We start from the raw sequence: 18,042 nt of genomic DNA on the forward strand, positions 1-18,042 counted from the left end.
CATCAGCCACCGAAGCGGCCCTGGGTCCAGCGCTCCAGCAGCGCCACCAGGCCATAGAAGGCCAGTCCGAAGAAGCACAGCACCAGGATGGCTGCGAGGATGAGTGCGGTGTCGGCCTGGGCCGAGGCGAACAGCACCAGGTAGCCCAGCCCCGCCTGCGAGGTGATGAACTCGCCCACCACCACGCCGATGATGGCGAAGGTGGTGGCGATCTTCATGCCGCTGAACACGTAGGGCAGTGCATGCGGCAACCGCACCCAGGCGAAGACCTGCCAGCTCGACGCGGTGAGCGCCCGGCACAGCCGCAGCAGCGACCGGTCCACATGGTCCAAGCCTGCGAGCGTGGCGATCACCACCGGGAAGAAGCTGATGAACACCGAGAAGGTGAGCCGCGACTGGAAGCCGATGCCCAGCCAGACGATGAACAACGGCGCCAGCGCAATCTTGGGAATGAGCTGGAACAGCACCACGTTGGGATAGAGCATGTCGCGCATCAGCGCCGATGCGCTGAGCAGGGCGGCCAGCGCCACGCCCAGCACCGATGCGATGGCGAAGCCGGCCACGCTTTCCCATACCGTGGGCCAGGCATGCTGCATGAGCAGCGGAAAGGTGTCGACCAGCCGCGCTGCAACGGCGCTGGGCGCCGGCAGCAGCACCTCGCGGATGGCGAAGACGCGCACCGCGGCCTCCCAGGCCAGCAGGGTGATCAGGGCAAAGGCCAGCGGCAGGACGATGCGGCGCAACGGTGCTGTCATGGGGCGATGGCCTCGGCGCCCGGCGCCGCCAGGCCCTCCGGGAAAGCCACCATGTCGGCGGTCGTGGCGGTCCAGCCGAAGAACTTCTGGATGTTGAACACGCTGGATTCGTAGACGGACGGCGGGCCGGCCTGCAGCGTGGCGTCGGCGACCATCACGGCGAAGAACTCCCGGTGGAAGGCATCGCGCACGGCCGTCTCGACGCACACGTTGGTGTTGACGCCGACGAAGACCAGGGTGGTGATGCCGTGGGCCCGCAGCATCATCTCCAGGTGGGTGCCGGCGAAGGCGCTGTAGCGGGGCTTGTGCACCACGGTTTCGTGCGGCAGCGGCTGGAGGGCTTCGACGATCGCATGGTCCCAGGTGCCGCGGATCAGCAACTGGCTGCCGGGATGGGCGCGCATGTACTTGAGTGGGTTGGACTTGTGCCACATTGGCGAGCGGCGTGGCCCTGCTTCGGCCAGCGAGGGGCTCCAGCCGTTCTGCGCATGGATCACCATGAGCCCCGCGCGGCGTGCCGCCTGCAGCACCTGCGTCGCACGCTCGATCACCGGTGGCGTGCCGCTGACATCGAAGCCGGCCAGGTCCAGGTAGCCGCCGGGCGACAGGTAGCCGTTCTGCATGTCGATCACCACCAGCGCCGTCTGCGAGGCGCAGGCCTCCAGCGGCTCCGGCAGTGTCGGCAGCGTGATCGCCCTGGCCTGCGCGGCCATCAGGCCATGCCCACCAGCTTGGCGTAGGGTGCCACGTTGCGCCGCACCGCGTCCCATTCGGCGGCGCTCAGCTTGATGCGGCCGGCGAAGCGGTTGGTGGCCAGGTCCTCGGGCACCAGCGGCTTGGCATCGGCCTTGAGCGCGCCGGCGCGGGCGGCCAGCGAGATCATGCCGGCCAGCTTGGGAATGCTGCTGTAGCCCATGCCGTGCTCGATGGCCTCGGGCGCCACCATGGTGGCCTGGGCCAGGCCCTGCGAGAGGCGGGCGTTCTCCTTTCCGCCCTTGGTCAAGGCGATCTCGGGCTGGGCCTTGAACAGGATCTCCAGCGATTCCTCGGGCTTCTTGAGCGTGTAGACCACCGATTCGAGGATGCCGTCGACCATCGCCTGGCACAGCCCCGGGTCGGCCTGGATGGTCTCGGTGCGGGCGATGACCTGGGCCGCATACAGCTCGATGCCGGCGGCGGACCAGGGGAGGAAGCGGGTCTTGACGCCGAGGGAGTCGAGCACGGGAATGCTGGACGAGCCGATGGCCGTGATGGCGTCGACCTGCTTGTCCATGAGCGCGCGTTCGATCAGCCGCGCATCGAGCTGTTGCCGCGTGACCTTCGTGAGGTCGATGCCGGTCTTGGCGGCGTAGGCGGCCCAGTAGGGCGACTCGGCCGACGTGGCGACGGTGCCGACGCGCTTGCCTTCAAAATCCTTGGGGCCGCGGATCGGCGAGTCGGCCAGCACCAGGTTGCCCATCAGCGAGTCGTAACCCACGGTGGCCAGCGCCTGCAGCGGCAGGCCGCGCGCCATGTTGACCAGGGTGCCGCCAAAGAACACGACGCCCATGTCGAACTGCTTGTTGGCCACGGCCTGGGCCGCGGCCACCGAGCCATTGCCACGCGAGACGGTGAGGTCGATGCCGCGCTTCTTGAAGAAGCCCAGTTCCTTGCCGACCATCGGCCAGTAGTTGGAGCCGTTGACCACCCACGGCAGGGTGATGCTGATGGCGCGGGTCTGCGCCAGGACCGGGGCGGCGATGGTGGCGCCGGCCGCTGCGGCGGCCTGCAGCCAGCTGCGGCGGGTGAGGGTCCCTGCGGGCAGGGGAGGACGGGCGGTCAGGGTGGATCGGGACATGCGGGGCTCCATCGCACACCCTGGCGCGGCAGCAGCGCGGCCGAGGCGCGAGCCGCTGCATGCACCAGAACGTATACGAAAAGGGATACGGAAGGGCGATGCGGCTGCTTCAAGCAGTTTGCGTACCACCTTGGCACCAGAGCGACGACCGCGACGCCCAGGCGGGCTCCGCCGGCGCTCAGTCCCGCGGCACCCAGCCCTCGTCGGTGGCGCGCAGCAGCGGGCTTTCGAAGACGCCGACCACGCGCGCGGCGCGCTCCGGCCCCAGCGTGTCGCGCCACCGGTTGCCCTGGCGCATCGCCACGCCCACGGCCGCCACCTGCACGCCGATAGACTCCAGCATGGTCCAGGGCGCCAGCAGGGTGCGGCCGCTGCTCACGGCATCGTCCACCATCACGGCGCGCTTGCCCTGCACCAGCGGCAGCAGGTGCGGGTCGAGGTAGACGCGCTTGCCGCCTGTCGGCGTGGTGATCGACTGCACCGCCCCCGACAGCGCCTCGTCGTACCAGAACTTGCGCGAGTAGCCCAGCGGCACGTACCGCGCATGGCCCAGGTGGCGGGCCACCAGGGGCGCGAAGGTCAGGCCCAGCGTGGGCAGGCCGATGACGACCTCGGGCGTCAGCGGCGCCACGCGCTCGGCCAGCAGGCGGCCGAGTTCATCCACCACGTCGAGCGAAGCCTGGTTGCACAGGAAGGAGGCGACCGCCAGACCCGGGTCGTCGGCCATCTGGCGGATGGGCAGCACCAGCACCCGGCCGTCCGGCAGCGTGGCGGGCACGCCGTGGCGCCAGGGCGGCATGGGCGCCGGTGCGGCGTCGGCCGGCAGCAGTTGCTGCCAGTAGTGGGTCGTCGGCTCGGTGAAATGCGGGACGGGCGTGGTCATGGAAGGGCGGAGGCCGAAGACGATAGAGGGATGCGGGGCAGAGGCCGATGGAGGCGAGGCGCCAGCAGCGCACGCCGACGGCGTGTCGCGCACACCGCCGCAGCGGCCGCGTGCTCAGTGCGCCACCGGCGGCAGCCCCAGGCCGGCGTGGATCGTATCGGCCAGCCGCGCCAGCCGCAGCGATTCCGGTTGGCCGTTGCGCTGCGGCTGCACCACATCCAGCGCCTGCGCCAGGTGGCGGGCCTCGCCGCTGCGCACCAGCGCATCGACATGGATCTGGCCGAAGAGGTCGCGCTGCGCATGGCTGCCGCCGACCTCGATCATGCGGGGCAGCGCGGTGCCCAGTGCCTCTGCGGCCTTCTTGAACTCGCCGCGCGCATGTGCCACCAAGCCATGGGCTGCGGGCACGCAGACTTTCTGCCAGGCATGGCGGCTGGCTTCTGGCGCCCGGGGCGCGAAGGCCTCGATGCGTGCCAGCAGTCCGTCGGCCTCGGGCCGGCCGGCGCGGGCCAGGCCGTAGAGGTACTGCAGGTCCAGGAAGGGCAGCACCTGATCCTGCGTGTGCTGGGCAAGATAGCCGCCTAGTTCGGTCCAGCGCTCGCCCACGTCCTGGCCGACCAGTTCCAGCCGGGCGAGCAGAGAGACGGCGCCGATCTGGTCCTGCGAATAGGCCTTGGCCACGCCCCAGCAGTGCCGGTCATGCACCGCCAGCGCCTCGTCGGCGCGGCCCAGGTCGATGAGGAACAGCGCCAAGTGCCACCAGTTGTGCGTGACCATGAATGAGTTCAGGCCCGTCCAGGTCTCGCTCACGTCCTCCATGAAGGCCAGGCCTTCGCGCAGCCGGCCTTCTGTGAGCATGACGTGCGCCAGCGCATGGTGGGCCCAGGGTTCCTTGCGCTGCAGGGCGATGGCGCGGCGGGCGCTGGCCTCGGCTTCGCGCAGTCGATGGCATTGCTCAAAGCCGAAGGCCACCATGCCATGCACTTGCGGTACGTCGGCCGCATGGGGCAGGGCAGCCAGGCCCAGGCGCAGCATCCCGGCGCAGTCGCCCAGGTTGAAGCAGTGGTACTGGCCCAGCTTGACCGAGACCAGGTCGCGCGGAAACTCGCGGGCCTGTTCCTCATGCAGTTGCACCGCACGGCACATGTCGCCGTCGACCCAGGCAGCGACGGCCTCGATGAAGCGCCGTTCGCGTTCCGTGACGCCGGCAGCGCCCGCCCGTGCGCGTTCGATGTGGGGCCGGGCGGCTGCGGGCGCATCGCCCGTCTCCGCGAACATCTGGAGCGCCGCGGCATAGGCCTGGAAGAGCGGGGCGTCGTCGTCGTGGCCGTCGGTGACGAGGTTGGCCGCCCTGGATTCGCAGGCCAGGAAGCCCGAGGCGAAGTCGTCGATCAGCCGGCGGCTGGTGGTGTCGCTGACGCTGATCGGGTTGCCGAACGGGTCGGCGGGCAAGTTGGAGGCGGCGGGCATGCATCCATTCTGCCGCCGCCTCATCGAGCGGGCATCAGCCCCAGTGCAGCGCCGCCAGGTCGTTGCAGAAGATGGGCATCTGCGTCCACAGGCCCTTCACGCTCTTCTTGGCGATCACCGGGAACTGCGGCTGGTACATGAAGCCGTTGGCCGCGTCCTGGGCCAGCATCTTCTGCGCGTCGCCCAGCAGCTTGTTGCGCTCCTTGGCGTCGCCCGTGGTCTTGATCTTGTCGTAGAGCTGGGTGAAGGCCTTGCTGTCGTAGCCCCAGTAGTAGTCGGGCTTGGAATAGTTGCCCAGGTCGAAGGGCTCGACATGCGAAATGATCGACAGGTCGTAGTTGTGGCCGCCGCCATAGGTCTGGCTCAGCCACTGGGCCCATTCCACGTTCTGCGTCTTCACGGTGATGCCGACCTTGGCCAGTTGCGCCACGATCACCTCGCCGCCCTGGCGGGCATAGGGCGGGGGCGGGAGCGTCATGGTGAGTTCCAGCGGCAGCTTGACGCCGGCTTCGGCCAGCAGCTTCTTGGCCTTCTCGGGGTCGTAGGGGTTGATGCCGGTGGTGTCCACGTAGCCGGGCGCGCCGGGCACGTAGTGGCTGCCGATGGGCGTGCCGAAGCCGTCGGCCGCGCCATCGATGAAGGCCTTGCGGTCGATGGCGGCCAGGATGGCACGGCGCACGCGCACATCGTCCAGCGGCTTCTTCTTGCTGTTGATGGCCACGATGGTCTTGGCGCGCGAGCCGCCCAGGATCACCTGGAACTGCGGATTGGCCTTGAACTGCGGTACCACACGCGTGGCGATGCGCGGGAAAGCGTCCACGTCGCCGGCCATCAGCGAGGCGGCCTGCGCCGCCGGGTCGGAGATGAAGCGGAAGACGATCTTGTTGAGCTTGGCCAGCTTGGGATCGCGGAAGCCCTCCCACTTGCTCAGCGTCAGCGTGGAGCCCTTGGCCCAGGCGTCCAGCTTGTAGGGGCCGGTGCCCACGGGCTTGGCGGCGTTGCCGTCGGCGCTCTTGGGCTCGACGATCACGGCCGTGGCCTGGCCCAGCACGAAGGGCAGGTCGGGGTCGATCTCTTTGTTGATCAGCACCACGGTGTACTCGTCCACCGCCTGCGTGCTGATGGCGGCGAAGGTGCGCTTGTCCTTGTTGGTGCTCTTCTCGCCGCCGGCACGGTCGAAGGCGAACTTGACGGTCTGCGCATTGAAGGGCTCGCCGTTGCTGAACTTGACGCCGCGGCGCAGCTTGAAGGTGTAGGTCTTGAGGTCGGGCGAGACCTCCCAGCTCTCTGCCAGCAGCGGCGACACGCTGCCGTCGGCATTGATCTTGGTGAGCGTCTCGAGGATGTTGTAGAGCACGACCTCGCCGATGGCCGAGGCGGCGCCGGCGGTCGGGTCCAGGCCCGGCGGCTCCAGCGTCATGCCCAGCACCATGGTGTCCTTGCGGCTCTGGGCCAGCGAGGCGAGGGGGCTGGCCAGCGCGACCGAGGCGCTGCCGGTGACCAGGAGGGTGCGACGATTCAACATGAGGTGAGATCTCCGAAAAGGCTGACGGAAACGGTTCACGAGCGGCCGGCGGCCCCTCGGCGCGGGCCATTGTGGCCCAACTCTGGAGCGGCTTTCAGGCCGCGTGCAGCACGTCGCCGGAGGGCGCGTGCTGAACGGCTTCGAGCAGGCTGCGGGTGTAGGGATGCTCCGCCTCGCGGAACAGCCGCTCGGGCGGCCCCTGCTCGACGATGCGGCCCTTGAGCACCACGCAGACGTCGTCGCACAGGTGGTTGACGACGGCCAGGTCGTGGCTGATGAGCAGGTAGCTCACGCCGAACTGCTGCTGCAGGTCCTGCATGAGGTTGAGCACCTGGGCCTGCACCGACACGTCCAGCGCGCTCACCGGCTCGTCGGCCACGATGAGCTTGGGCCGGGTGATGAGGGCGCGGGCGATGGCGATGCGCTGGCGCTGGCCGCCCGAGAACTCGTGCGGATATTTGTCGATGTCGGTGCTGCGCAGGCCCACGGCGGCCAGCGATTCGGCGGCGCGTTCGCGCTGCTCGGCGCGCGAGGCGTTGGCCAGCGCGTCCAGCGGCTCGGCCACGATGCGGCCCACGGTCTGGCGTGGGTCGAGCGAGCCGTACGGGTCCTGGAACACCATCTGGAAGTCGCGGCGCGCGGTGCGCAGCTCGGCAGCCGACAGCCGGTTCAGGTCGCGGCCCAGCAGTTCGATGCGGCCGGACGTGGGCTTGTCCAGGGCCATCACCAGCCGGGCGATGGTGGACTTGCCCGAGCCCGACTCGCCCACGATGCCCAGGCTGCGCCCGGCCTGCACCTCGAAGCTCACGCCGTTGAGGGCCTTGACGGTGGGCGGCGGAGAAAAGAGCTTCTCACGCGGCAGCGCATAGTGGCGGACCAGGTCGGTGACCTTCAGCAGGGGTGGGGTGCTCATCGGAAAGCCCCGGAGAGGAGAGAAGCGTCACGCAGCGCGCTGGCTGCGTCTTCGCGCATGGTGAGGGCTCGGGCTGCGCTCATGCCTCGACTCCTTCGGCCGCAGCCGCAGCAACGGCCTCCAGCCGCAGGCAGCGCACCGCATGGTCGCCCGGCAGCGGCGTCGGCGGCACCGGCGTCGTGTGGCAATAGTCTTCGGTGAAACTGCAGCGGCCCGCGAAAGGGCAGCCAACCGGCAGGTCGACCAGCTCGGGCACGCTGCCGCGGATGGTGGCCAGCCGGCCGCCGCGCGGCGCACCCAGCACCGGCCGGGCCGCGAACAGTCCCTGCGTGTAGGGATGCGCCTTGGCCGCGAACACCGAGGCTGTCGGTCCGCTTTCGACCACGCTGCCGCCATACATCACCAGCATGCGCTGGACGTTGTTGGCGATCACGCCCAGGTCGTGCGAGATGAGGATCAGGCCCATGCCGCGCTCCTTCACCAGGTCCTGGATCAGATCGAGGATCTGCTTCTGGATGGTCACGTCCAGCGCGGTGGTGGGCTCGTCGGCGATCAGCAGGTCGGGCCCGCAGGCCAGCGCCATGGCGATGCCGATGCGCTGGCGCTGGCCGCCGGAAAACTGGTGCGGATAGGCGTCCAGCCGCGAGGCTGCATCGGGAATGCCCACGCGGTCGAGCAGGGCCAGCACTTCCTTGCGCGCCTCGGCCTTCGACAGGCCGCGGTGCAGCCGCAGCGGCTCGCCCACCTGGCGGGCGATGGTGTGCACCGGGTTCAGCGCCGTCATCGGCTCCTGGAACACCATGCCGATGCGGTTGCCGCGGAGGGCGCACATCGCCTTCTCGGGCAGGCCCACGAGTTCCTGGCCGTCGAAGCGGATGCTGCCGGTCACGCGTGCGGTGTTGGGCAGCAGGCCCATCAGTGCCATCACGGTGATGGACTTGCCGCAGCCGGATTCGCCAACGATGCCGAGCGTCTCGCCGCGCTCCAGCGAGAAGGAGATGCCGCGCACCGCTTCGGCCGGGCCGCGGTGGGTCTGCAGGCCGATGTGCAGGTCGTTGACGTCGAGCAGGGCCATGGTCAGCGCGCCGCCCGGTGCAGGCCGGGCGCGTAAAGGAAGGCGAAGGGAATGCGGTTCATCGTGCGCGGGCCAAGCGGGGATCGAGCAGGTCACGCAGACCATCGCCCATCAGGTTCAGGCCGAGCACCGCCATGGCGATGGCGGCGCCGGGCCACACGGCCAGCAGCGGCTGCTGGAACATCAGCGTCTGCGCCTCGCTCAGCATTCGGCCCCAGGAGGGCTGCGGCGGCTGCGTGCCCAGGCCCAGGTACGACAGCGCGGCCTCGGCCAGGATGGCGATGGCGAAGCGGATGGTGATCTGCACGATCAGCACCGCCGAGATGTTGGGCAGCACGTGCTGCATCGTGATCGCGAACGGCCCCTTGCCGCAGGCCTGCGCCGCGGCGATGTACTCGCGCGACCACACGGCATTGGCCGAGGCGCGCGTGATGCGCGCAAAGATCGGGATGTTGTAGATGCCGATGGCGATGATGGCGTTGACGATGCCCGCGCCGAACACGGCCGTCAGCATGATCGCCAGCAGGATCGCCGGGAAGGCCAGCGAGAAGTCGGTCAGGCGCATGATGGCCTCCTCGACCCAGCCGCGTTTTGCCGCTGCCAGCAGGCCCAGCGCGGTGCCAGCCACCAGGCCGATGCCCACCGCGATGATGCCCACCAGGATCGACGCCCGTGCGCCGACCAGCAGCAGCGAGGCCACGTCGCGGCCGAAGGCGTCTGTGCCCAGCCAGTGCTTTGCCGACGGACCGGCCAGCTTGTTGGCCATGTCCATGTCGTAGGGCGACCAGGGCGTCCACACGAACGAAAGCGCAGCCGCCACGATCAGCGCCAGCGTGAGCACGCCGCCGATCATGAAGCTGCGGTGGCGCAGCGCGCGCTGCCAGAAGCCGTGCCGGCCTGCAGGCCTTGCTGTGGCGGAGGGCGAGGCCGCAGGAATGCCGGCGCTGCTCATATGTCGGAAGCCTTGATGCGCGGGTCGATCACGGCATAGAGCACATCGACCACGAAGTTGACGATCACCACGAAGGCAGCCAGCAGCATCACGCAGTTGCGCACCACGACCAGGTCGCGGTTGCTGATGGCCTGGAAGATCAGGCGGCCCAGGCCGGGCAGGTAGAAGACGTTCTCCACCACGATGGTGCCCGCCAGCAGTTCGGAGAACTGCATGCCCATCACCGTGATGACCGGGATCAGCGCGTTGCGCAGCACGTGCAGCCACAGCACGGCGCGCTGGCTCACGCCCTTGGCGCGGGCGGTGCGCACGAAATCCTCGCGCATGACCTCGAGCACGGCGGAGCGCGTGATGCGCGCCAGGATGGCGGCCTGCACCACCGCCAGCGCCAGCGCCGGCAGCAGCAGCGACTTCACGCCGTCGAGGATGCCGCCCATGCCTTCGCCCCAGCCATCGAAGCCGCCCGCCGAGAACCACTGCAGCTTCACCGAGAACAGCAGGATCAGCAGGATCGCGAACCAGAAGTTGGGAATGGCGATGCCCACCTGGGTGAGGCCCATCAGCCCCACGTCGCCCAGCTGGTTGTGGCGCGCGGCGGCGGTCATGCCCACCAACAGTGCCAGCACCGTGGTCAGCAGCATCGCCATGAAGGCGAGGGGAATGGTCAGCTGCAACCGCTCCAGGATCAGTTCGGCCACCGGCGAGCCGTAGGTGTAGCTGTCGCCCAGATTGCCGGTGAGCATGCCGCCCACCCAGTGCCAGTAGCGCGTCCAGGCCGGCTGGTCCAGGCCCAGCTTGGTGGCCAGGGCCGCCACGGCATCGGGCGAGGCATCCGGGCCCATCAGCATCTGAGCCGCGTTGCCGGGCAGGATTTCGAGAACGAGGAAGATGATGACGGACGCCCCGATCAGGGTGCCGACCAGCGTCGCCAGACGCTTGAGAAGAAAGAGACTCATCGTGAAAGCTGGGCCCGCGAAGGCAAGCGGCGCAGCATAACCGGACAGGGGAATGATTCACGCGCATGCAACGTGCGTGCCCGCCCAGGGATAATCCGGGGATGGCCTTGATGATCACCGACGAATGCATCAACTGCGACGTCTGCGAGCCGGAGTGCCCCAACGACGCCATCTCGATGGGCGAATCCTTCTACCAGATCGATCCGCACCGTTGCACCGAATGCGTGGGCCACTTCGACGAACCGCAGTGCGTGCAGATCTGTCCGGTGGCGTGCATTCCGGTCAATCCCGCGCATGTGGAGACCCGGCCGATGCTGATGGCCAAGTACGAGCGGCTCACGGCTGCCGTGCATCTGGAGCCGGCAGCGCCGCAGCGTTGAGCGACGCGGCACCGGGCCGCGTCATGCGTCCGACTTTTTCTTCTTCTTTTTCTTTGTGCCAGCGGGTGCCTCGCCCGCGGCGCGCGCGCTGAAGTCGCCGCCGACGGTGGCGCGCTTGGGAGCGCGGGGCTTATCGAGGTGGTTGTCAGCCAGCGCAGACCCGGTGTGCTGGGGCTGCGGATGCTCGAAGACGGCGGGGCGCTGGCCCGTGGCACGGTCCTCCAGCCGCTCGCGCTCGCGGGCCATGGCGTCCGCGCGGCGCTGGATGCGGTCGGTCTGGGCCTGTGCCTCGCGCGCCTTCTGCGGCGACGACGCTGGCGCCTCGTCGAGCGACCGGCCGTTGTCGCAGGGAATCTGGCTGTAGAGGTTGCCGCAACGCCAGATGGTGCCGCTGCGTGCGGGTTGGGGCTGTTGCGCTGCTGCGGTGGCGCCCAGCAGCGCCGTCAGCAGGACCAGCGTGGCCTGGCGACTCCTGTGGAGCCTGGACTGATCGGTGTGCGCCGTTTGTAGGTGGTGATGGGGTCGCACGGTCTCTCCCTGATCGAAAGTAGGTGGTTTAGCCTGGCGGTTTATCCGCAGGCGCGCTCTCCTGGCGCGGCGGCTTGGGCCGGGGCGGCTTGTGGGTGTGGATCTGCTGCATCGCGGCGGTCATGTCGCCGGCCAGGAGGGTGGGGACCGCCCGCAGGCTGCGGACGATGGCGTCGTCGATGGCTTCGCGCTGCTCGCGCAGCGGCTTCTTCAGCACCCAACTCACCACTTCGGACTTCACGCCCGGATGGCCGATGCCGATGCGCAGACGCCAGTAGTCGCCGGTGCCGAGCTGGGCGTGGATGTCGCGCAGGCCGTTGTGGCCGGCGTGGCTGCCACCGAACTTGAGCTTGGCCTGGCCGGGCACCACGTCCAGCTCGTCGTGCACCACCAGGATTTCTTCCGGCGCGATCTTGAAGAAGCGGGCGAGCGCCGCCACCGACTTGCCCGACAGGTTCATGAAGGTCTGCGGCTCCAGCAGCCAGACCGTCTGGCCGCCCACATTCGTTCGGGCCGCCAGGCCGTGGTAGCTGCGTTCGGGTGCGAGGTGGAGCTTCCAGTCGCGGGCGAGGGCGTCGATCCACCAGAAGCCGGCGTTGTGGCGCGTGTCCTCATACTCGGGCCCCGGATTGCCGAGGCCGACGAAGAGCTTGATCATGGATGGATTATCCCGGCGCCTGGCCGGGCCAAGGAGAGAAGGAGTGGACGATCGGCCCATGAAAAAGGCCCGCGCGAGGCGGGCCTGTTCGAGCCGTGAGGCGGGCACACCGAAGGTGCGCAGCCTCGGGCGAAGAAGCAATTACTTCTTCTTGCCCTTGCCCTTGGCGGGCTCGGCAGCCGGAGCGGGCGCAGCAGCAGGCGCCTCTTCCTCGACCACAGGCGCCACGGCCGACACGATCACGGGGTTCGGCTTGCCATGGGTGATGGCCTTGGCGCGGCCGGGCAGCTTGATGTCGGCCAGGTGCACGGTACCGCCGGCAGCCAGACCCGACAGATCAACCTCGATGAACTCGGGCAGGTCGGCCGGCAGCACGCTGATTTCGATTTCCGTCATCACGTGGTTCACCAGGTTCTGGTGCAGCTTGACGGCTTCGGACTCTTCCTCACCCTTGAAGTGCAGCGGCACCTTCACGGTCAGGCGGGTGCGGGCATCGACGCGCTGGAAGTCCACGTGCTGGACCAGTTGCTTGTACGGGTGGTACTGCACATCGCGCAGCAGCACCTTGGTCACGTTGCCGCCCAGGTCCATCTCGAGGATGGAGGAGTGGAAGGCTTCCTTCTTCAGGGCGTGCCACAGGGCGTTGTGGTCGAGCTCGACCAGTTGCGGCTGGCCTTCGCCACCGTAGACGATGCCGGGCGTCTTGCCCGAATTGCGGAGACGGCGGCTCGCACCCGTGCCCTGCTTGGCGCGCTCGAAAGCGACGAATTTCATAAGTGACTCCTGTGAGGCCTGGGCCGAAGGCCCGCCTCTGTGGCACCCACCGCGACCAGTGCGGTGCCGTTCGACAAAAAGGCGCCGCGAGGGCGCCCACTGAAAGTTCCAGGACCGGAATGTGCCTCAGGCGGCGCTGTCCGAATCCGAGAACAGGCTCATGACCGATTCGCCATTGGCGATACGGTGGATGGTTTCCGCGAAGAGGGGGGCCACGGACAGCTGGCGGATCTTGCCGCAGGCCAGGGCGCCGTCGGACAGCGGGATGGTGTTGGTGACGCAGACCTCATCGAGCGCGCTGCCCTGGGCGATGCGTTCAATGGCGGGACCCGAGAAGACCGGGTGCGTGCAATAGGCGTACACCTTCTTGGCGCCGCGCTCCTTGAGCACCTCGGCAGCCTTTACCAGCGTGCCAGCGGTGTCGATCATGTCGTCCATGATCACGCAGTTGCGGCCTTCGATCTCGCCGATGACGTGCATCACCTCACTGACGTTGGCCTTGGGGCGGCGCTTGTCGATGATGGCCAGGTCGCAGCCCAGTTGCTTGGCGATGGCACGGGCACGCACCACACCGCCGACGTCGGGGCTCACCACCATCAGGTCTTCGTAGTTCTTGGTGCGCAGATCGCCCAGCAGAACCGGAGAGGCGTAGATGTTGTCGACGGGGATGTCGAAGAAACCCTGGATCTGGTCGGCGTGCAGGTCCATCGTCAGCACGCGCGATACGCCGACGGTCTGCAGCAGGTTGGCGACGACCTTTGCCGAGATCGGCACGCGCGAGGAGCGCGGGCGGCGGTCCTGGCGGGCATAGCCGAAGTAGGGGATCACGGCGCTGATCCGCTCGGCCGAGGCGCGCTTGAGTGCGTCGACCATGATCAGCAGTTCCATCAGGTTTTCGTTCGTGGGCGCGCAGGTGGACTGCACCACGAAGACCTCACGCGCCCGCACGTTCTGGTTGATTTCGACCGTGACCTCGCCATCGGAGAAGCGGCCGACGCGCGCAGCGCCAAGCGAGGTGCCGAGATGCTGAACGATCTCTGCTGCCATGCCCGGGTTGGCATTGCCGGTGAAAACCATGAAGTCAGGATGTGGGGCCTGCATGTGTGCTTCCCGGCGGTCAGAGAGAAAAGGTGGGGCCTGATGCTTTAGAGCATTTGGCAGGGGAGGAAGGACTCGAACCCTCGAATGCCGGAATCAAAATCCGGTGCCTTAACCAACTTGGCGACTCCCCTACACAGGAGGACGGTCCAGTGACCATCCACCGATGAATGTCGCAACCAATCGCGAGCGACTGGTTATTGCCTACGCGGCCCAGCCCTGGAGGGGATGGTGCGCGAGATTGCTGCAGATCCGATATTGCCAACCCTCGGGAAGATCCTTCGAGAGATGATCGATCGGGCCTTGCGGCGCATCGTTCGGCAGCTGCGCGAAGACGGCACTTCCGGAGCCGGTCATCCTGGCACTGAGGCCTTGTGCATCGAGCCACTGAAGGGCCTGACTCACTTGCGGACAGAGCCGCTGGGCAACCGGCTGCAGGTCGTTGTGTCCGAATCGGAAGATTCGTTTGCCGTCCTGAGCAGCGAAGACAGAAACTATAGCAGGTTTTGTGGCCCTGTGAAGATCATCCGCAGAAAAAATACGGCGTGTGTCGAGTCCAGCCTCTGGCTTGAGCACGGCGAAGCGGGCTGCGGGCACCGTCAGCGGAGTGATCTGCTCGCCGATGCCCTCGACCCATGCATTGCGGCCGCGCAGAAAGAAGGGCACGTCGGCGCCGAGCTTGAGGCCGATGCGTTCGAGTTCGGCAAGTGGCAGATCCAACCGCCAGAGCCGGTTCAGTGCCAGGAGGCAGGTGGCCGCATCCGATGAGCCGCCGCCCATGCCCGCCTGCGCCGGTATGCGCTTGTGCACGCCGATGTGGGCACCCTGCTGCGTGCCAGTCGCGCTCTTCAGCGCGCGGGCGGCGCGCAATACGAGATCGTCGGCGGGCAGGGGTTGTCCCAGGTCTTCGCGCGACAGGCCACCGTCCAGGCGCAAGTCCGCATGCAGCGTGTCGCACCAGTCGATCAACATGAACACCGACTGCAGCAGGTGGTAGCCATCTGCACGCCGACCGGTGATGTGAAGGAAGAGGTTCAGCTTGGCAGGCGCGGGCAGGTCATAGAGGGCCTTCACGGCGAAGGGCGCTCGAAGACGACACGCAGCTGCGCGGTGGGCAAGGGGGCATCGCGCGTCGCCTGGAGTCGGCCTTGCGCCACCTGCGACAGTTCGGCCCGCCAGCCCGGGACCGGGGCCGGGCGGCCCTGCAGCCATTCGAACAATGCATCGATGGGCAGCGCCGCGCCGGTCACGGCCTCGGTCAGCGCGGCGATGGAGGCGAAGCGTCGCTGCTGTGCGCCATCGCGCAGCACGGCGGTGCCCGGGCTCCATTGCAAGGCGCCCAGGGTGTTGCCAAGCGGCGTGGTCAGCAAGAGCTCGCCTTGCTCCGGATTGCCGTCCAGCTCGAACACGGCTGCGAAGGACTGCGGCGGGTTGCTGTCGACCGACAGGGACAGACGGCCGCTCCAGTGGCTGCTGCCCGTGTCCGCGCGGCGTGCCGCCTGGGGGGCGGCACAGCCGGCCAGCGCAAGGGTGGCGCCCGCCACGCCGGCCATCAGCACGCGTCGCTTCACAGCTTGACGCGCAGGCGCCGCAGCGTGGCCTGCAGGGTCTCGTTCTCCGCGTCCGCCATGGAGGCCTCGCGCCAGATGCTCAATGCACGGTCGCGTTGGCCCTGCGCCCACAGCACCTCGCCGAGGTGGGCCCCGATCTCCGGATCGGGCCGCGTCTTGTAGGCGCCTTCGAGGATGCGCTGCGCCTCGGCCATATTGCCGAGCCGGAACTCGACCCAACCCAGACTGTCGGCGATGAAAGGGTCGTTGGGCGACAGTTCCACCGCCTTGCGGATCAGCTGGCGGGCTTCGGGGAGACGGACATTCCGATCGGCGAGCGAATAGCCCAGCGCGTTGTACGCGTTGGCACTGTCCGGCTTGAGGGCGATCACGCGGCGCAGCAGCCGTTCGGTCTCGTCCACGCGGTTGAGCTTCTCGGCCGCCATGGCGAGGTCGTAGAGCAGGTCGGTGTCGTTCGGTGCCTGGGCACTGGCGGCGGCAAGCAGGTCGTACACCGCCTGGTTCATCTTGGCCTCACGCAGCACCTGGGCTTCGGCCTGCAATTGCTGGCGGCGGTCGGCATCCGTGCGTGCGGGCATGCTGCGCACGATCTGGCGTGCCTCGGCGACCTTGCCCTGCTTGGCCAGCAGCATCGCCCGACGCAACTGGGCGGACGCCATGTCCTCGTCGCCCTCCACGCGCGACAGGTACTGTTCGGCGGCGGCGAAATCCTTGCGACGTTCTGCCAACTGGGCGAGCTGCAGGTATGCCTGAGCAATGCCGCGGGCGCGCTCGTCCGCATCGCTCTGGCGGGTGGCGAGGTCCAGGTAGCGCTGCAGGGACGTCTGCGCGGCCGCGTCCTGATGGACCTGCGCCTGCAGGGAGCCGAGCAGCAGCCAGGGATCGGGCAGGTCGGGTCGGCTGCGCGTGAGCGTCTCCATCTGCGCCGTGGCCTCGTCGTAGCGCTGCCCCAGTGCCAGTGCGCGGGCATAGGCCACGCGTGCCTCGGGCAGGGCGTCCTCCTGGCTCAGGTAGCGGCGCACGAGTGCCTCGGCTTCGGGCCGGGACGGATCCATCAGTTCGAGTGCCAGCACGGCAGGCGCGTCGGCCTTCGGGTCGGCGGCGTTGCCCTGCTGGGCAGCCGCCAGGGCGCCGGCGGTGTCGCCCGCGTTCAGGCGCAGACGGCCGACGGCCGCCCAGGCCAGGCCAGCCGAGCGGGCGCCCGCCTTCAATTCATCCGACAGGCCTTGTTCGAAGGCCTGGGCAGCGGCCTGCTTGTTGGACGCCCGGCTGTAGGCCCGGACGGCGCTCGCGAGCGCTGCGGGGCGCTCCGGTACCGGCGTGGCGGCGAGGTCGGCACGCAGCGGGTCCACGGTCTCGGTCAGGCGGCCCAGCAGGATCAGGATCTGCAACTCCAGCCGGCGCGGCTCCCGGGCGTCGGGAATGGCCTGTTTCCAGGCACGAACGGCCACCAGGGCAGCCTCCGGCGAGCGTGCGCGCACGGCGACATCGACGGCGCGCTGGAAGAGGGCCGGCTCGCGGGTACGGCGAGCGGAGTCCAGGAGCAGTTGGAAGCCCTCGACCGGATCGCCGTCGCGGGCGTTGAGTTCGCCCAGCAGCACTTCGTAGAACAGCTCGGCCGTCATGGCCGAGGGCTGGGCAGGTTCCGCGGCCGGGGCGGGCGGCGCGGGTGGTGGGCCGGGGGGCACCGACTGCGCGGCGGCGCTGAGCGAGGCGAGGGTCAGAACGGCTGTCGCCAGATGGCGACGGCGGGGCAAGGGACTCATCGAACCATAATAATCCAAGCCTTTGTCCGCATCTGGGGCGAGGGCGATGGTCCGCTGCTCCTGCGCATGCGGCGTGTTCCGATGCCCGAGCTCCCAGAAGTCGAAGTCACCCGCCGCGGTTTTGCCGACCGCATCGCCGGCGGCGTCATCACCGCCCTGCGTGTGGGCAAGCCGCTGCGATGGGCGCTGGAGGTGGATCCGGGCGCGCTGGTCGGGCGCACCGTGGTGCAGGTGCGGCGGCGTGGCAAGTACCTGCTGGTCGATCTCGACCGGGGCATGCTGCTGGTGCACCTTGGCATGTCGGGCAGCCTCCGGTTTGCGCCGGCGCTGCCCGAGCCCGGACCGCACGACCACTTCGACCTGACCACCACGCGTGGCACGCTGCGGTTGAACGACCCGAGGCGCTTCGGCGCGGTGATCCACGTCGATGGCGAGGATGCGCCGCTGGCGCGCAAGCTGCTGGGTGGGCTGGGCATGGAGCCGCTCGGCGATGCCTTTGACCTCGGCCGCTTCCACGAAGGTCTCAGAAGACGGCGCGCGCCGGTCAAGCAGGTGCTTCTGGCCGGCGACGTGGTGGTGGGGGTGGGCAACATCTATGCGTCCGAGGCATTGTTCCTTGCCGGCATCCGGCCGACGGTGCCGGCGGCCCGCATTTCACGGCCGCGTGCCGCACGGCTGCATGCCGCCGTCCGCGAGGTGTTGGCGCGTGCGGTCGAGGCGGGCGGCAGCACGCTGCGCGATTTCTCCCACATCGACGGTCAGGCTGGGCACTTCCAGCTGCAGGCCATGGTCTACGGACGGGCAGGCGAGCCCTGCCGGCAGTGCGGGGTGCCGATCCGGCTCCTGCGGCAGGGCCAGCGCTCGACCTATTTCTGTCCGAATTGCCAGAAGGCTTGAGGGC

Annotated in this window: 19 protein-coding genes and 1 tRNA gene; 2 read left to right on the forward strand and 18 right to left on the reverse strand. The window is 68.6% G+C overall.

The genetic code is table 11. The features are described 5' to 3' along the window. Window positions 1–2: 2 nt before the first annotated feature. The 10 genes from ACT54X_RS07685 to ACT54X_RS07730 all read right to left on the reverse strand — a co-directional run bounded on the left by ACT54X_RS07685 (window position 3) and on the right by ACT54X_RS07730 (window position 10,366). Window positions 3–755, reverse strand: a complete 753-nt coding sequence (locus tag ACT54X_RS07685) for an ABC transporter permease (RefSeq protein WP_354321051.1) — start codon at window positions 753–755, stop codon at window positions 3–5. After that, window positions 752–1,468, reverse strand: a complete 717-nt coding sequence (locus ACT54X_RS07690; RefSeq protein ID WP_476345831.1) for an isochorismatase family protein — start codon at window positions 1,466–1,468, stop codon at window positions 752–754. The genes ACT54X_RS07685 and ACT54X_RS07690 overlap by 4 nt, the downstream gene beginning before the upstream one ends. Further along, the gene (locus ACT54X_RS07695) at window positions 1,468–2,592 is read right to left on the reverse strand and encodes an ABC transporter substrate-binding protein (protein ID WP_476345833.1); all 1,125 of its coding nucleotides are present in this window, start codon (window positions 2,590–2,592) and stop codon (window positions 1,468–1,470) included. Before ACT54X_RS07695 ends, ACT54X_RS07690 begins: the two co-directional genes overlap by 1 nt. A 178-nt stretch (window positions 2,593–2,770) precedes the next feature. Beyond that, a complete protein-coding gene (locus ACT54X_RS07700) occupies window positions 2,771–3,475 on the reverse strand; it encodes a phosphoribosyltransferase (protein WP_476345835.1) in 705 nt (234 codons plus the stop codon). Between the two features lie 114 nt (window positions 3,476–3,589). Further along, on the reverse strand, window positions 3,590–4,945 hold the full coding sequence (locus ACT54X_RS07705) for a tetratricopeptide repeat protein (RefSeq protein ID WP_476345836.1): 1,356 nt from the start codon (window positions 4,943–4,945) through the stop codon (window positions 3,590–3,592). A 34-nt stretch (window positions 4,946–4,979) separates the two neighbouring features. Next, entirely contained in the window at window positions 4,980–6,470 is a 1,491-nt protein-coding gene (locus ACT54X_RS07710) for an ABC transporter substrate-binding protein (RefSeq protein ID WP_294377575.1), read from the reverse strand. Window positions 6,471–6,564: 94 nt separating this feature from the next. Beyond that, window positions 6,565–7,383, reverse strand: coding sequence for an ATP-binding cassette domain-containing protein (locus ACT54X_RS07715; RefSeq protein WP_294377574.1), 819 nt, complete (start codon window positions 7,381–7,383; stop codon window positions 6,565–6,567). 79 nt (window positions 7,384–7,462) lie between these two features. Further along, window positions 7,463–8,458 carry an ABC transporter ATP-binding protein gene (locus ACT54X_RS07720; RefSeq protein WP_294377571.1) on the reverse strand — a complete coding sequence of 332 codons (996 nt, stop codon included), beginning with the start codon at window positions 8,456–8,458 and terminating at the stop codon, window positions 7,463–7,465. A gap of 58 nt (window positions 8,459–8,516) precedes the next feature. Then, window positions 8,517–9,410 (reverse strand): ABC transporter permease, encoded by an 894-nt coding sequence (locus ACT54X_RS07725; protein ID WP_476345839.1) that lies wholly within the window; start codon window positions 9,408–9,410, stop codon window positions 8,517–8,519. Beyond that, window positions 9,407–10,366, reverse strand: coding sequence for an ABC transporter permease (locus tag ACT54X_RS07730; protein WP_476345841.1), 960 nt, complete (start codon window positions 10,364–10,366; stop codon window positions 9,407–9,409). Before ACT54X_RS07730 ends, ACT54X_RS07725 begins: the two co-directional genes overlap by 4 nt. A 101-nt stretch (window positions 10,367–10,467) precedes the next feature. Between ACT54X_RS07730 and ACT54X_RS07735 the strand changes: the two genes are divergently transcribed. Then, the gene (locus ACT54X_RS07735; RefSeq protein WP_294377565.1) at window positions 10,468–10,746 is read left to right on the forward strand and encodes a YfhL family 4Fe-4S dicluster ferredoxin; all 279 of its coding nucleotides are present in this window, start codon (window positions 10,468–10,470) and stop codon (window positions 10,744–10,746) included. Window positions 10,747–10,767: 21 nt separating this feature from the next. On the opposite strand, the gene ACT54X_RS07740 is transcribed toward ACT54X_RS07735, so the two are convergent. From ACT54X_RS07740 to ACT54X_RS07775, 8 genes are all read right to left on the reverse strand, one after another. After that, the gene (locus ACT54X_RS07740; RefSeq protein WP_476345843.1) at window positions 10,768–11,274 is read right to left on the reverse strand and encodes a hypothetical protein; all 507 of its coding nucleotides are present in this window, start codon (window positions 11,272–11,274) and stop codon (window positions 10,768–10,770) included. 28 nt (window positions 11,275–11,302) lie between these two features. Next, window positions 11,303–11,932 carry an aminoacyl-tRNA hydrolase gene (pth, locus tag ACT54X_RS07745; RefSeq protein ID WP_476345845.1) on the reverse strand — a complete coding sequence of 210 codons (630 nt, stop codon included), beginning with the start codon at window positions 11,930–11,932 and terminating at the stop codon, window positions 11,303–11,305. 141 nt (window positions 11,933–12,073) lie between these two features. Next, a complete protein-coding gene (locus tag ACT54X_RS07750; RefSeq protein WP_017758154.1) occupies window positions 12,074–12,706 on the reverse strand; it encodes a 50S ribosomal protein L25/general stress protein Ctc in 633 nt (210 codons plus the stop codon). Between the two features lie 126 nt (window positions 12,707–12,832). After that, window positions 12,833–13,807, reverse strand: coding sequence for a ribose-phosphate pyrophosphokinase (locus ACT54X_RS07755; RefSeq protein ID WP_017758153.1), 975 nt, complete (start codon window positions 13,805–13,807; stop codon window positions 12,833–12,835). Between the two features lie 54 nt (window positions 13,808–13,861). Further along, window positions 13,862–13,938: transfer RNA gene (locus tag ACT54X_RS07760), tRNA-Gln, on the reverse strand. A 70-nt stretch (window positions 13,939–14,008) separates the two neighbouring features. Continuing rightward, window positions 14,009–14,878, reverse strand: a complete 870-nt coding sequence (gene ispE / locus ACT54X_RS07765; protein WP_294371805.1) for a 4-(cytidine 5'-diphospho)-2-C-methyl-D-erythritol kinase — start codon at window positions 14,876–14,878, stop codon at window positions 14,009–14,011. Beyond that, window positions 14,875–15,375, reverse strand: a complete 501-nt coding sequence (locus ACT54X_RS07770) for an outer membrane lipoprotein LolB (RefSeq protein WP_294371802.1) — start codon at window positions 15,373–15,375, stop codon at window positions 14,875–14,877. The genes ispE and ACT54X_RS07770 overlap by 4 nt, the downstream gene beginning before the upstream one ends. Continuing rightward, window positions 15,372–17,141 (reverse strand): tetratricopeptide repeat protein, encoded by a 1,770-nt coding sequence (locus tag ACT54X_RS07775; RefSeq protein ID WP_294371798.1) that lies wholly within the window; start codon window positions 17,139–17,141, stop codon window positions 15,372–15,374. Before ACT54X_RS07775 ends, ACT54X_RS07770 begins: the two co-directional genes overlap by 4 nt. An 81-nt stretch (window positions 17,142–17,222) precedes the next feature. Between ACT54X_RS07775 and mutM the strand changes: the two genes are divergently transcribed. After that, a complete protein-coding gene (mutM, locus tag ACT54X_RS07780) occupies window positions 17,223–18,038 on the forward strand; it encodes a bifunctional DNA-formamidopyrimidine glycosylase/DNA-(apurinic or apyrimidinic site) lyase (RefSeq protein ID WP_476346090.1) in 816 nt (271 codons plus the stop codon). The last annotated feature ends 4 nt before the right edge of the window (window positions 18,039–18,042 follow it).

The organism is Pseudacidovorax sp. DMC4 (genome assembly GCF_056314265.1).

Excerpts from the sequence above, each read along its gene's own strand:
- ACT54X_RS07685 (WP_354321051.1), bottom strand. The coding sequence starts at position 755 with ATGACAGCACCGTTGCGCCGCATCGTCCTGCCGCTGGCCTTTGCCCTG.
- ACT54X_RS07690 (WP_476345831.1), bottom strand. The coding sequence starts at position 1,468 with ATGGCCGCGCAGGCCAGGGCGATCACGCTGCCGACACTGCCGGAGCCG.
- ACT54X_RS07695 (WP_476345833.1), bottom strand. The coding sequence starts at position 2,592 with ATGTCCCGATCCACCCTGACCGCCCGTCCTCCCCTGCCCGCAGGGACC.
- ACT54X_RS07700 (WP_476345835.1), bottom strand. The coding sequence starts at position 3,475 with ATGACCACGCCCGTCCCGCATTTCACCGAGCCGACGACCCACTACTGG.
- ACT54X_RS07705 (WP_476345836.1), bottom strand. The coding sequence starts at position 4,945 with ATGCCCGCCGCCTCCAACTTGCCCGCCGACCCGTTCGGCAACCCGATC.
- ACT54X_RS07710 (WP_294377575.1), bottom strand. The coding sequence starts at position 6,470 with ATGTTGAATCGTCGCACCCTCCTGGTCACCGGCAGCGCCTCGGTCGCG.
- ACT54X_RS07715 (WP_294377574.1), bottom strand. The coding sequence starts at position 7,383 with ATGAGCACCCCACCCCTGCTGAAGGTCACCGACCTGGTCCGCCACTAT.
- ACT54X_RS07720 (WP_294377571.1), bottom strand. The coding sequence starts at position 8,458 with ATGGCCCTGCTCGACGTCAACGACCTGCACATCGGCCTGCAGACCCAC.
- ACT54X_RS07725 (WP_476345839.1), bottom strand. The coding sequence starts at position 9,410 with ATGAGCAGCGCCGGCATTCCTGCGGCCTCGCCCTCCGCCACAGCAAGG.
- ACT54X_RS07730 (WP_476345841.1), bottom strand. The coding sequence starts at position 10,366 with ATGAGTCTCTTTCTTCTCAAGCGTCTGGCGACGCTGGTCGGCACCCTG.
- ACT54X_RS07735 (WP_294377565.1), top strand. The coding sequence starts at position 10,468 with ATGGCCTTGATGATCACCGACGAATGCATCAACTGCGACGTCTGCGAG.
- pth (WP_476345845.1), bottom strand. The coding sequence starts at position 11,932 with ATGATCAAGCTCTTCGTCGGCCTCGGCAATCCGGGGCCCGAGTATGAG.
- ACT54X_RS07750 (WP_017758154.1), bottom strand. The coding sequence starts at position 12,706 with ATGAAATTCGTCGCTTTCGAGCGCGCCAAGCAGGGCACGGGTGCGAGC.
- ACT54X_RS07755 (WP_017758153.1), bottom strand. The coding sequence starts at position 13,807 with ATGCAGGCCCCACATCCTGACTTCATGGTTTTCACCGGCAATGCCAAC.
- ACT54X_RS07775 (WP_294371798.1), bottom strand. The coding sequence starts at position 17,141 with ATGAGTCCCTTGCCCCGCCGTCGCCATCTGGCGACAGCCGTTCTGACC.
- mutM (WP_476346090.1), top strand. The coding sequence starts at position 17,223 with ATGCCCGAGCTCCCAGAAGTCGAAGTCACCCGCCGCGGTTTTGCCGAC.